This is a genomic window from Shewanella sp. KJ2020 (assembly GCF_024197625.1).
Classification (GTDB): Bacteria; Pseudomonadota; Gammaproteobacteria; order Enterobacterales; family Shewanellaceae; genus Shewanella.
This window is the reverse complement of sequence record NZ_JAKUKD010000010.1, coordinates 181,885-195,088: the sequence shown is the minus strand read 5'-3', so window position 1 is coordinate 195,088 and position 13,204 is coordinate 181,885. Positions and strand designations below refer to the sequence as shown.

Annotated in this window: 12 protein-coding genes and 1 pseudogene; 6 read left to right on the top strand and 7 right to left on the bottom strand. The window is 45.9% G+C overall.

Annotation, left to right across the window (positions count from 1 at the left end; translation table 11 throughout):
- Positions 1-140 precede the first annotated feature (140 nt).
- Positions 141-1,106, top strand: a complete 966-nt coding sequence (locus MJO46_RS06340; protein ID WP_253988589.1) for a porin — start codon at positions 141-143, stop codon at positions 1,104-1,106.
- Positions 1,107-1,512: 406 nt separating this feature from the next.
- Here MJO46_RS06340 and MJO46_RS06335 read toward each other — a convergent pair whose 3' ends face one another.
- Positions 1,513-3,300, bottom strand: a complete 1,788-nt coding sequence (locus MJO46_RS06335) for an aminopeptidase P family protein (protein ID WP_253988588.1) — start codon at positions 3,298-3,300, stop codon at positions 1,513-1,515.
- A gap of 10 nt (positions 3,301-3,310) precedes the next feature.
- Between MJO46_RS06335 and MJO46_RS06330 the strand changes: the two genes are divergently transcribed.
- Entirely contained in the window at positions 3,311-3,499 is a 189-nt protein-coding gene (locus MJO46_RS06330; RefSeq protein WP_253988587.1) for a hypothetical protein, read from the top strand.
- A 172-nt stretch (positions 3,500-3,671) separates the two neighbouring features.
- Positions 3,672-4,460, top strand: a complete 789-nt coding sequence (locus MJO46_RS06325; protein ID WP_253988586.1) for an ROK family protein — start codon at positions 3,672-3,674, stop codon at positions 4,458-4,460.
- A gap of 160 nt (positions 4,461-4,620) precedes the next feature.
- Here MJO46_RS06325 and MJO46_RS06320 read toward each other — a convergent pair whose 3' ends face one another.
- Complete coding sequence (locus MJO46_RS06320) at positions 4,621-5,091, bottom strand: FKBP-type peptidyl-prolyl cis-trans isomerase (RefSeq protein WP_253988585.1); 471 nt, start codon at positions 5,089-5,091, stop codon at positions 4,621-4,623.
- A 249-nt stretch (positions 5,092-5,340) separates the two neighbouring features.
- Between MJO46_RS06320 and MJO46_RS06315 the strand changes: the two are divergent.
- Positions 5,341-6,683, top strand: a pseudogene (locus MJO46_RS06315) (short-chain fatty acid transporter).
- 74 nt (positions 6,684-6,757) lie between these two features.
- Here the strand turns inward: MJO46_RS06315 and MJO46_RS06310 are convergent.
- The 5 genes from MJO46_RS06310 to MJO46_RS06290 all read right to left on the bottom strand — a co-directional run bounded on the left by MJO46_RS06310 (position 6,758) and on the right by MJO46_RS06290 (position 10,202).
- Positions 6,758-7,225 (bottom strand): Sbal_3080 family lipoprotein, encoded by a 468-nt coding sequence (locus MJO46_RS06310; protein WP_253988584.1) that lies wholly within the window; start codon positions 7,223-7,225, stop codon positions 6,758-6,760.
- A gap of 83 nt (positions 7,226-7,308) precedes the next feature.
- Positions 7,309-7,797: a DUF1294 domain-containing protein gene (locus MJO46_RS06305; protein ID WP_253988583.1), complete on the bottom strand. Its 489-nt coding sequence runs from the start codon at positions 7,795-7,797 to the stop codon at positions 7,309-7,311.
- Between the two features lie 48 nt (positions 7,798-7,845).
- Entirely contained in the window at positions 7,846-9,021 is a 1,176-nt protein-coding gene (locus MJO46_RS06300; RefSeq protein WP_253988612.1) for a DUF418 domain-containing protein, read from the bottom strand.
- A gap of 142 nt (positions 9,022-9,163) precedes the next feature.
- Positions 9,164-9,601: a nucleoside deaminase gene (locus MJO46_RS06295; protein WP_253988582.1), complete on the bottom strand. Its 438-nt coding sequence runs from the start codon at positions 9,599-9,601 to the stop codon at positions 9,164-9,166.
- Positions 9,602-9,701: 100 nt separating this feature from the next.
- A complete protein-coding gene (locus MJO46_RS06290; protein WP_253988581.1) occupies positions 9,702-10,202 on the bottom strand; it encodes a hotdog fold domain-containing protein in 501 nt (166 codons plus the stop codon).
- Between the two features lie 219 nt (positions 10,203-10,421).
- Between MJO46_RS06290 and MJO46_RS06285 the strand changes: the two genes are divergently transcribed.
- Together MJO46_RS06285 and MJO46_RS06280 are read left to right on the top strand one after the other, a co-directional pair.
- Positions 10,422-11,336 (top strand): DUF368 domain-containing protein, encoded by a 915-nt coding sequence (locus MJO46_RS06285; protein ID WP_253988580.1) that lies wholly within the window; start codon positions 10,422-10,424, stop codon positions 11,334-11,336.
- A gap of 204 nt (positions 11,337-11,540) precedes the next feature.
- Entirely contained in the window at positions 11,541-13,130 is a 1,590-nt protein-coding gene (locus MJO46_RS06280) for a hypothetical protein (protein ID WP_253988579.1), read from the top strand.
- The last annotated feature ends 74 nt before the right edge of the window (positions 13,131-13,204 follow it).

The following is a 13,204-nucleotide window of genomic DNA, read 5'->3' as shown; positions in this document are numbered from 1 at the left end:
TACTCGAGCAGTTTTTTGATGTGAGTGTTAGTGTGACTGTTTTATTTCACTATATTTTTTTGAAATTTAAGTAATGCAGGTGCAGCATGTTGTTATTCTGAATTAACGATAGAAAATATTAATATAGGAAGGTACTCATTATGAGTAGAATCGTATTGTTAGTATTAGTTATTGCTCTTCAAGTACCAGCACTCGTGAATGCCCAAACACCAGAAGAGTCAGAACGGTTAAAACAACTTGAGCAGAGAGTGAAGGAGTTAGAGCAACAAACAAAATCGACACAAAGCAGCCCTTCAATGCAATCTTCATTGCAAAATAGTCATTTTTCCCTCTATGGTTCACTTCGTCCTACCTTGGAGTATCAAGATAAATCCGATGAAGTATGGGATATCGGTGATGCGCTTTCTCGATTGGGTGTCAAGGCTGATACCGAGTTTGTCGCTGGTTGGCGTGCTATTGCCCAGGGAGAATGGAAAATTCGTCTCGACGATAATGGTCAATTCGGCGAAGCTCGCCTTGCCTTCGCAGGATTAGCCTCTCCCTATGGTCAGCTTACCTTTGGACGTCAGCGGCCAGTGCAATATACTTTAGTTGCTGAATATATTGATATTTTTAATAATGCAAATAGTCCGTTTGGTTATAATCAAGAAAGTCCATTTTTTGTTAATAATGCTTTGATATACGAAGGGAAATTCAAGCCTGTCACAATGATGGTTTCCGCCACTTTTGATGGCAACACTGGTGGCGGTGGTGCGGATACTGTTAATCTTGGTGCTGGTTTTGATCAGAATGGATTCCATTTAGGCATTGCCTATTTACAAAAGGATACATACGTTGACTCTAATAGAACTGGAGAAGAACAGCTGACCGGTGGGGTTATTTCATATGAATTCAGTAATGGAATATATGCTGCTGTGGGCTATCAGAATAAAGAGTATGAATTTGAAACCGCGACCAATCGCACTGGTAATACTTTTGATAGCGCTTTAGCGATCCCTTTTGCTAGTGCTTATAAGTTAAAATTGGGCTATTTTGGATTTAAAGATGGGATAAAGGATATCAGTAGTCAGGACTATGATGGCTATAACCTCACATTAGAATGGTAACCTACAACAAATGTGCGTATGCACTTAGAATACTTACAACAAAATAATGAGCAACGTGTAGATGATACTATTATCGCGTTAGGGGTTCGCTATGATTTTGATTTAAATTGGCAACTCTAATTCAGCGTCATTATGTTTGCTTTGACGCAATCTTTATTTAGTATGAAGAGTGAGAAAAAGGTCAGGTTTTTCTCAGGATTGTGACTAGGAGTAATAGCCTCCAATATAAGAATCTAGACGAGTGGAGATATTTCGTCATTGTTAGGTTTTTAAGTTGTGGTTGACAGATATCATGCTGCAGGCGCTAGGTGCCTGCAGCATGCGGATGTCAATTTATCGCATTAAACGAGTTTATATTTTTTCGAACTTTGCTTCTTAATTTCTATTCCCGCTAAACATAAGTGGGCTAAATGGATTTTGTTGCTTGTGTAAGCCACTTGAGTTCATCACCCGACATCAAAGGCGACAAGCTATTAAACACTTTTTGATGGTAAGTATTAAACCAATCAATTTCTCCTTGGGTTAACAGGCTTTTATCGATAAGGCGTGCGTCCATAGAGATCATCGTCAGGGCATCGAACTCATATATTTCACGCTCGGCCCCGTTAAGTGCTTCACAGTGTTGCACTACCACTAAGTTCTCTAAGCGAATACCAAAACTCTCCGCGCGGTAGTAACCCGGCTCGTTGGAGAGCACCATACCTGGCATCAGCGCGATACCATTAACATTTTTACCTATGCGCTGCGGGCCTTCGTGCACACTTAAAAAGTGGCCAACACCATGGCCTGTGCCATGGTCGTAATCAAAACCATGCTGCCATAAATATTGACGGGCGAATGCGTCCAGCTGTTGGCCTGAAGTGCCTTTCGGGAAGCGAGCTTTATCCAGCGCGATATGGCCTTTTAGCACTAGTGTGACCATTTTTTTATGCTCATCGGTCACTTTGCCAATCGCAATGGTACGGGTCACATCTGTGGTGCCATCGATATATTGCGCGCCAGAATCCACTAAATAGATGCTGTCCATGGTCATCATGGCTGGGGTGCCATTATTGTGATTGTAATGGCACATGGCGGCATTGGGACCGGCGGCTGAAATGGTATCGAAACTTGGCTCGCGGTAACGCTCATCTTCTAGGCGAAAGCTTTCTAATTTATCGGCAAGGGTGCCTTCATCGTGCATGCGATTGGCTGCCACTTCGGCATCGAGCCATGCAAGGAATCGACTTACGGCAACGCCATCGCGGATATGACAGGCGCGCATTCCGGCAAGTTCTGCTGGGTTTTTCTGCGCCTTAGGTAAAGAGGCGGGATCGATTCCGGCAATTAATTTAGCCCCGGCTTCACGGGCGAGGTTTTGTGCCCAAGCGTTAGCCGAATTGGGATCCGCCAGCAGCTTAACACCTTGTAAACTCGATAAAGTATCGGCAAAAGATGCCTCGCTCTTAAAGCTTACGCCAGCACCAACATGCTCCTCAATGCCCTCTGGTAGCTTGCTTAAATCGGTAAAAAGCTGCATATCGCCATTGGCGTGGAGCAGCGCACTGCCGAGCACAACCGGTAGGCGCGGCACATCGTTACCGCGAATATTGAGCAACCAGCAAAAGGAGTCTAAGGCGGCGATTAAAGCGATATCGGCGCCGGCTTTTTTCACTAAGGTGCCAATTTCAATGCGTTTTTGCAGGCTAGTTTTGCCAGCACTCTCGTTACTGAATAAAGTGATAGGCGCGCTGGAGGGGGCGGGTCTATTCTGCCAATGCAAATCGATGGGGTTTTGTTCAACCGCCACTAATTCGATTTGGGCTTTGCTGAAGGTTGCCTTGGCATTTTCATACCAAGCTAAGGTATGCAATCTTGCATCGAAGCCGACACGGGAGCCCGCTGGCAATGTGTCACACAACCACTCAATTTGTGGGGTATCGGTCAGGCTCTCATAATTGAATAGGCTGGCATCGACTTGCAGACGAACTTGCACCGTATAACGGCCATCGGTAAAGATAGCTGCCTTATCTTTCAATACAATAGCCATGCCTGCTGAACCGGTAAAATCCGTTGCCCAATATAAACGCTCATTGTGTTCTGGCACATATTCGCCTAAGTACTCGTCGGCGCGGGGAATAATAAAAGCATCTAAATGGGCGGTGGTCATTTCGCTACGAATAGCATCGAGACGCTGGGCTATCTTGTGTGACATAGGGGCTCCAATGGGTCTGCTTTGGTCGTGGGATACATTCCCACTGAATCCTGCATCTTCAGGTTATTTGGGTGTATTGCTGGCGGCGATTATCGCAAGCACTATGGCGAAGTTGCAAGGGGATGGAATAAAGGATTTTGTATACAATTTTGTGAGTGTTGCAAAAATGCCTGCGAGTAAGGGCTGTATTTTGGTGTGATCTCCTGCAAAAATTCATTACCGCCTGCTGTCTATCTCACGTAATTTTTGACACTACACCTTACAAATTAGCAACTTAAGTATTATTCAATCGCTAATATACACCCCCTGTGCTAACATTCGCCATCTCCGATCGGGGTCAGAGGGGAGCACATGTATCAGTGGAGTTGACGATGCAAACATTAACAATAGACGTGGGCGGTACCAAAGCCCTATTCGAACTTCAGCTCGCGGGGCATACAGAACAATATAAAATCCCCACAGGTGAAGGCTTTAAAATTGAAGAGTTAAATAATCAAATCGCAGCCTTAGAACGGGATTACGATTTACAAGATTACCAATTAGCGATAGCCGTACCTGGACTCGTACAACATAATCGTTTGGTCTCCTGTAAGTCGTTACCCGGTCTCAATGGGTTAAGTTTTGACACAGTAAAAACCCAGGGCGAGCTTAAGCTTATCTGCAACGATATCGATGCCGGTATGCAGGCGACCTGTGATGCAAAATATGCCTGTGAGTTATTAGTGATGTGCGGCACTGGGATAGGCATGTCAATTGCCTTCAATGGCAAGGTGTTTACCGGCGCATCCGGTGTGGCGGGGGAGCTTGGTCATTGCCGCGTGATGACCGAATCCGGCGAGTTTAGCTTAGAACAACTCGCCAGTGGTGATTCAGTGCGTAGCCGCAAAATTTCCACCCAGGATGAGTTGTATCGTGCGGGTAGTTACCTTGGTATGGGACTGGCGTGGGCGGTGAATTTATTTAACCCCAATCGCATCTGGTTAGCGGGTGGCATGATGAACAGTGCGCCTTACTACAAGGGCTGCCTCGAAAGCTTAAAGCAAATGGCGTTGAGTGCACCCCTTGCCGAGATGAAAATCCATCGGGTCGATGATATGGAAACCTTAGTGTGTCGTGGGTTATCTGTGATCCTTGCGAGGGATTTTCACCAGCCTAAATAATTATGCTACATCGCAAGGTATCGTTGGCACGTCATTGACTCTTCCCTGATGGCTACAGTGCTGCCAAATGCATCCAATAAAAAGCCCTGCGATAATGCAGGGCTTTTTATTGATTAGATTTTTTGCTTGATGTTTTTAGGCAGTCGAATTTACGACTGATTTAATCAATCTTAAGCAGTTCCACATCAAAAATTAACACAGAACCCCCGCCAATCTTGCCCGTGCTGCGGTTGCCGTAGGCGAGATCGCTCGGGATAAAGAAACGGTATTTATCGCCAACGACCATCAGCTGCACGCCCTCGGTCCAACCTTTAATTACGCGGTTAAGCGGAAATGCGATAGGCTCGCCGCGATCAACTGAACTATCAAACACAGTACCGTCGATCAAAGTGCCATGGTAATGCACTGTCACTGTATCGCTGGCTTTAGGGTGAACTGTGCCATCGCCTTGGTTTAGCACTTGATATTGCAAACCCGAAGCTGTGGTGATCACACCTTCTTTAGTTTTGTTTTGGGCTAAAAATTCATTGCCTAAACGGATATTCTCCTGGGCGGCTTTTTGGCCGTTCATCGAGGTAAAGAAGTAAAAAATCACCCCAGCTATCACCACAATGGCAAGTAACATTTTCATATAAAAAGCACCTTAAGTTAATTTCCGCCATATTATCAGTTTTTTAGCGTGTGAGGCTACTCATGGCAACTCAGCCTTTAATTGGATGGCTCGCGTTACATTTTCCTACAGTTAAAAACAGCAACAAGACTTTATCCCGCTTTAGAGATCGCTTAACCTGTGGGCTTAAGACTCAATAAAAATTCAATAAAAACAGATAAGAACTAGGCGTGTTGACGTTTCAGTTCAGATAATAAACAAGGAAAGTCTATGTTAAACAAAGCGGCAAAACCTTTGGTTAAGCTCGTCGACCGATACCTACCAGATCCCTATATTTTCGTGCTTTTACTTACCTTAGTAGTGTTAATTGCGGCTGTGGTCGCAGAGCACAAAACTCCGCTGGAAGTCATCAGTTATTGGGGCGATGGCTTTTGGACCCTGCTGAGTTTTTCTATGCAGATGTTGTTAGTGCTGGTGGCGGGATTTATGCTGGCAAGCTCGCCGCCGATTAAAAAGCTGCTCGATGCGATTGCGGGGTTAGCTAAGTCTGCGCCCAGGCCATTATTTTAGTGACCTTAGTATCACTGGCCGCCAGTTGGATTAACTGGGGATTCGGGCTAGTGGTAGGCGCATTATTTGCTAAAGCCTTAGCGCGCAAAGTGAAAGTGGATTATCGGCTGCTGGTCGCCAGCGCCTATGCGGGCTTTGTGGTGTGGCATGGCGGCCTTGCGGGTTCTATCCCATTAACCATAGCGACGGCGGGGCATTTCACTGAATCACAAATTGGCATCATCCCCACTAGCGAAACCATTTTTGCTAGCTTTAACTTACTGTTAGTGGCGATTCTGTTTGTGGTCATGCCCTTAGTGAATCGCTTTATGTTGCCAGAGGAAAAGGACAGCATCTATGTGGATCCTAAGCTTCTTAATGAAACTGGCGCCGAAAATGTCCCTTCTATGTTGGATGGGGACAGTGGTAAGAGTAACTCGAATCGTCCCGCGGATAAGTTAGAAAATAGCCGTTTACTCGGTTGGAGTGTCGGTGGCGCTGGGCTGGTATATTTAGGTTATTACTTTTGGATGCAAGGCGGCAGCTTAAACCTTAATTTAGTGAACTTCTTATTCCTGTTCCTCGCCATCCTTCTACATCAAACGCCACGCAGTTTATTAACCAGTTTAAATGAGGCCATCAAGGGCGGCGCAGGCATAGTAATCCAATTTCCCTTTTATGCGGGCATTATGGCGGTGATGGTGCAATCGGGTTTAGCCCAAAGTATTTCGGAAGGGTTTGTGGCCATCGCCAGCGCCGATAGCCTGCCATTTTGGAGCTTTATCAGTGCGGGGATTGTGAATATTTTTGTGCCATCGGGAGGCGGTCAATGGGCCGTGCAGGCACCCATTATGTTACCCGCTGCGCAGGCCTTAGGCGCCGATGTGGCTCGGGTCGCCATGGCCGTTGCCTGGGGCGATGCCTGGACTAACCTCATTCAGCCTTTCTGGGCATTGCCTGTGCTGGCCATTGCGGGCTTAAAAGCGCGGGATATTATGGGCTTTTGTTTAATGCAACTGATGATCACAGGCGTGATTATCAGTATCGCGTTGAGCTGGTTTTAAAGGTAATAAATAGTGCAAAATTAAACAGGGTAATTCTATGATTACCCTGCTTTTTAGTTAAGGTTTCAATGGTATTAATTGCTTGAACCATTTACTTTTTTTGTTGCTTCATCAGCGGTGATTTGACCAAATAGAGCTGACATCATATAGCTAATACGATCTGCAGCATTACCAAACTTACTCGGGTTTGCAGTATAGGGTACTTGAAACTTGATATTGCCAACCCTTTGGCCATTTTGAAATGCGTTAATTTCAGCACTTTTTAAATATAACGCCAAGTCCCAAGCCCAATTACCTTCATATTCTAATGTGAGTTTATTTAAATCATGTTTAGAACCATCAGGTTGCACTGTGTAGGTGTAATTGTTTGCTTTTAGCCATGTTTCCATAGTTTCTTGGAAGCCGTCACGTGTTTCTTTATCTTTAATAATGACTATTTCTACATTGCTAGTATCTGTTTCTATTGGTTTTGCTGTATAGCGAGGTGCGGCGCAACCCGATAATATTGCAATACCCAAAACTGCAACTAAAAATTTTTTCATAATTTAACCTTTTGTTATTTATATTGAAATAAGTTAAAGCGCTTTAGTGACGAACTTTATATTTTTATAGAATCCATTGTTTGCTAGATAAACATATTTACGGCGCCGGCTTGTATGCCATACCCCAGCACGGCTAAGTTGGCGACAACGGTCAGCCAGAAGACGTTTCTAAATGAGGCTTTAACGGATTTATGCCTGAGCAGGTTTTGGGCAAAGAGGGCGCCAGGCCAGCCGCCCATTAGAGCGAGCAGGTGTAAAGTGCTTTCTTTCGTGCGCCATCTACCACCTTTGGCGGCGGATTTATCGATAGCATAGGCGATAAAGGTCAGCAGGCTCAGCGTGAGGTATATACCTACAATGCCAACAGGCAACATATGTTGCTGGGCTGCACCTATTAATCCTGCAAGAAAAATCACTACCAATAACAGTGGCATAAGGCGTGAGCCTGACGCTGCGGCATTGGATTTTTGACTGCGGCTTTTGGGGTGGCTCTTCTGTATGCGATTGGTTTGAGGACGATTTGTTTGGGGTGAAGCCTTGCCGCCCGTTTTGGCTGACTTTGTGTTTGCCATTCTCTTGTCTCTATCCCTTGTCTCTATCTCGTGCCAGTGTGTTAAGGCTTATTGGTGTTCCAGTGGTGCCGCCTGTTTTTTAAACGCGAGGTGGCGCCACAGTTTTTCTAGCGGTCCTTGCTCGAAATAACGTAAGTACAGGCTGGCCAACAATAATTGCACTACTGAATAAACCAGTGCCATCACCATATATTCCCCCCTATCTAGACTCAAGATCCATTCGGGGGCGAGGTGCCTAAACACGAGAACGCCAACGATGGATTGCAGAATATAGAGGCTGAACGCGAGTTTGCCGACATTTTGCAATGCTGTCAGCTTCTTTGGATTGTTTTGGCATAGTTTTACTATGATGTGAATATAAATCAGTGCCATAGGGATGGCGCTTAGCATGATTAATACATCTGAAAACGCGACTAGAATAGAATTGTTCGTTAACCCAAGTAGGGTATCGAGTAGCGAGAGTGTCAGGCTGGCGAGTATTAACTTTAGCAGCCCTGGCTTGTTAAATCCCCGCTCAAATGTGCCCTGCTGGTATAGCGCCATGCCGTGTAACATCAAGCCAGCGGTAAACCACATCAAAGTCAAAGGGATAACCAGTGCCATGTAGCCAACCTGCATCAATTGCAACAGCAGTTGATTTGCATAGCTTGAGGTCCATGCGCTGTATTGCTGTGTAAATAGGTTAGATCCACGGGTAAAAGGTTCATCGCTGCCCGTAAGGCTAATTAGTGTGATAATCACTAGGGCGATAAATATAAAGATATTGGCCTTACGTTTAAGGGCATCAATACTTAACTCTCTGTAACACAAAGCTAAAAAACCGCTGATCCCATAGGTGAATAGGATATCACCCGACCAAATAAAAATACCGTGAATAAGGCCAAACACAATTAACCATTTCAAACGTGAGCGTAGGAGGGGATAGGCGTTATATCCATTAGCACTAAATCGTTGATATTGGATGAAAAGCCCGACACCAAATAAGATGGAAAACAGGCTGATAAAGCGCGCCTCGATAAAAAAATTACTCAAGATTTCGATGATGCGATCTAACAGCGGCTGGGTTTCGTGGGGCGCATAGCCATAAAAAGTAATGCCCATAAAATAGATATTCATAAAAAATATCCCCAACACGGCTAAACCGCGAATGGCATCGAGATTGGCGTTACGCTGGGCGGGTATGGGGCAAGTATCTTGTGTGTTAGTAGGTTCACAGGGCGTCATCCATGGATCCTGGGGGGAGTTTTTGCTTGACACGTTAGCCGAGTTCCTTTCGCTATTAAGCATGTTGGCTGTTAATTTGAGGGCTAGCCTAGCAGGGGTTAGCCCTTAATGAAATAGAGGAAATCACACAGTGAAAGACGTGTTACTCGCCAATATCTTCATTCCAAAGCTTGGGATTATTGGCGATAAAGTCCTGCATCAGTTGCTTACATTCGGCATTATCGACCACAGAGACATCCACGCCGCGGGATTTGACATAGGCTTCTGGTCCTTGAAAGGTGGTGTTTTCTCCGACGATCACTTTAGGTATGCCATAGAGCAATACCGCGCCGCTGCACATGTCGCAGGGGGATAGGGTGGAATACAGCGTCGCCCTTTGGTATTCGGCGGCGGTGAATCGCCCCGCATTTTCGAGGCAGTCCATTTCGGCATGCAATACTGAGCTGCCTTTTTGCACTCGTTTATTGTGACCACGCCCGACAATCTTGCCATCGATAACCAGCACAGAACCAATAGGAATGCCGCCCTCGGCGAGTCCCTGTTTGGCTTCTTCAATGGCCGCCGCTAAAAATTCATCCATCTTGGTTTTCCCCCTAGGTTGTGTGATTTTTAGCATAGCAGCAAGTGACTGTTTTTCAAGTGACTGTTTAGAAAGTAACTTTAGCAGTTATAGCTGGCAATTACTGTTGTGGTTTTGCCGAAATCCATAACTTGATATGGCCTTTGACCACTATCACTCCTTGGGTGTCATAGGCGGTGACAGGGACAAGCATATCGCCGGGTACCCATTGTTCTGGCGTGACTTCGGCGACACATAAAATATCGCTGCCCGCTTTAGCCGTGTAATCCAAACTCATGCCCTTAGGGATCCAACGTAAATGCTTGGGAATAGAGGCTTCGGCCATCACGCCCATGGCCATTTCGAGGCCATTACAAATCGCAATCACATGGACGGTTTTGATATGGTTATGCACGGCATGGCGTTTTTTGATTAAACAGGCACAGCGATTAACGCGTAACTCAGTGATCAGTGGCTTGATAGTGCCAAAGTATGGCGCCATACGTGACACCATGATTGAAAAGATTTTTTGGCCAAAGGGATAACGGCGAGTCCTCTGGTAGAGCGCTAACACTTTATTGGTTTTTTGTTCTGCAGTGTTGGGAGTATCAGTCTGGCTCATGGTCATCCTTAATTGGGTAAATATCGCGCATGATATTGGGTGAGCGTTAAGTTAGGTTTGTACTCGCTCTGGTCGGATGAGTGTAACATTAGGATAACAACAAATACCAGCCTGCTAAATTAAGCAAACTTCATTTCGCGCTTTAAAGCGTAACGCCGTATAATTGCGGCTAATTTGTCGTTTAACGACTGGAATCGGATTGAATAACAAGGACTCAGAGTGAAATACTTGCTGACGTATTTGAAGGGAATGGCCATGGGCGCCGCAGACGTTGTACCGGGCGTTTCGGGCGGTACTATCGCTTTTATTACGGGGATCCTCGATACCTTGCTCGACAGCGTAAAACGCATTAATCCATCGCTTTGGGGCGTGATTAAGTCGCAGGGGATAAAAGGCGCATTTATCCATATTAATGGCGGTTTTTTAGTGAGTCTGCTGGCGGGGATCCTGACCAGTATTTTTACCTTCGCTAAGTTAATTTCTTGGTTGCTGGCGACGCATCCTATCCCTATTTGGTCGTTCTTTTTCGGCTTAATTATTATTTCTGTGGTGCATATGCTTAAGCAAGTGAGTGGTTTCACGCTTGCGCGTTTAGGCTTATTTGCCTTCGGTGTACTGGCGGCTTGGGCGATTACTGTGCTTAATCCTGTGTCGGTCGAAGCCAGTTATTTAAATATCTTCTTCGGCGGCGCGATTGCGATTTGTGCCATGGTATTACCGGGGATTTCAGGTAGTTTTATCTTATTATTGTTAGGGTTATATCCAGTGGTACTGGCGGCGGCTAAAGACATTCAACTGGATATTCTGGCCTGTTTCGCCGCTGGCGCTGTGATGGGATTACTGTCGTTCAGCCATTTATTGTCGGCGTTACTGCGCAAATACCACGATGCGACCATCGTCTTTTTAACCGGCTTGATGCTCGGTACCTTAGGTAAAATTTGGCCGTGGAAGGAAACCTTAACCTGGCGGACAAACTCCCATGGCGAGCAAGTGCCGTTATTGGAACAGAATATTTCGCCGCTTAATTTTGAACAAGTGACCGGCCAACCTTCGCAGCTCGCCTTTGCCATAGTGTGTATGTTGGCGGCGATTGCACTGGTTTGGGGATTAGAGAAAGTCGGGCAAAGGGATTAATCCTTTATTTAATACCATTGGTATAACGTTTCCCCTCTTAAAGCAGCGAGCCTTCGCTGCTTTGTTGTTTTTGCCTCAAAGGCGTCAGATATTTAATTTTCTTGGTTTTTTTTGTACAATCCTTAGCCTTTGCAGCGGTGTGTCCTTGGTTGAAGGCACCTGTATAAACTCAGTATGAGTTTGTCGTTACGATAAGGATGTTTTGTGAATAAGAATTCCGTTTCATGGGCGGGCGCTGCGCTCGCTTTGTTCGCGTTAACCCATGTGATTACCAATAGTATCAATAAGCAAGATGCTGGGCTCTCCCCTGAGCAACGCACGCAGATGGAAAACACCTTGCAGCAGTATGGGCCCAAGGGCAATGGATCTCAGTATGGCCAATATGCTCCAGCCGATGATACCAATCTCACTACTGACAACAGCCTTGAGAATGTCCGCCATATTTACGCTAATAAGGGCGCTTTTGCGGCACTTCGGCAGGATGGCAGCGTGGTGACATGGGGGGATCGTCAGTGCGGCGGCGACCATAGCGCCGTGGAGGCTGAATTAGTCAATGTCAAAACCATTTTTGCTTCGACAAATCGGTGTGGTTTTGCGGCATTAACCCAAGACCATCGACTGGTAATTTGGGACATGGGTGATGCGCCTGCATTACTGAAAGATAAGCTTACGCAGGTGGCGGATTTTGTGATGCGTGATGATCTATTTGCCGCCATAAAACGAGATGGCAGCGTGATCAGTTGGTCTATCGTGGATGGGTCTTTGGATGAGTTAACCCATGGGATTTACTCAGCGCCAGAGATGAAAGATGTGCAGAGTGTAAGCATGAATGATGCGGCATTTGCAGCCCTAAAACAGGATGGCACTGTAGTGACTTGGGGCTCGGCATATCACGGTGGAGAGAGTCAGTACCTTGCTGCAAAACTTAAGGATATTAAAGCTATTTATGCGGGGCCAAGTGCTTTTACTGCCGTGACTCAAAATGGAGAGTTAATTTCTTGGGGGAGCGTCAATGATGGGCAAGAAAGCCAAAAACAACTGGCGAGACTCAGTGAGTTTACTTCAGCCATCAAAGTGGTTAATACCGCATTTGGCTTTGCTGCATTAATGGCCGATGGCCGAGTCTATGGGTGGAGCGAAGGTTTTTTGCCTGAGAGCAGAGTGCTTTTTCCCTTAGCCTTAGCGAACTCGCCAGCCAATAGCCAAGAAAAAGTCATTGATATCATTGCTAATGATGGCGCTTATGCTGCGTTAAAAGCGAATGGCGATGTCGTGGTTTGGGGCCATATTCGCCATGGAGGCAATACTGCGGCCCTGCAAAAAAAGTTGCAACATGTACGTGCGCTCTATGCTACTGAGATGGGGTTTGTTGCGCTGCGTGGGGATGGCACAGCAATAGGTTGGCAAGGTGTGGAGGATTTAAGCGCTGAACCTATGGTGCAAGAGATTACCGATGTGATTCAAATAGTCACGTTAAACCAAGGTTATGCAGCGTTGAGAGCGGATGGCACTGTGGTGGAGGATAGCGCGGGACCTAAGGCTGGGGTCTCTGAGGTTGTTGAACTTATTCCGAGTGTCCTAGGATTTACGGCTAAGCACAGTGATGGGAGCCTTTCCGTTTGGGCGTCTGGTGGACTGAGTTGGAAAGTAAATAATCAAGACATTGATTTAACTGATTTTATTGAGATGCGTGGCAATATCTCAAACATGATAGCACTCACGCCTGAGGGTAAAGTGTTGAGTTGGGATCTGCTAGGTAATGCTGGTGAAGCCGATCCAGATCGTCCTTATTGAAGTGGCTGAATCCTAAAAATAGGGCTGAGATTTGTTGCATCTCAGCCCCGTTTTAACGCATTAGGCGATGGTAA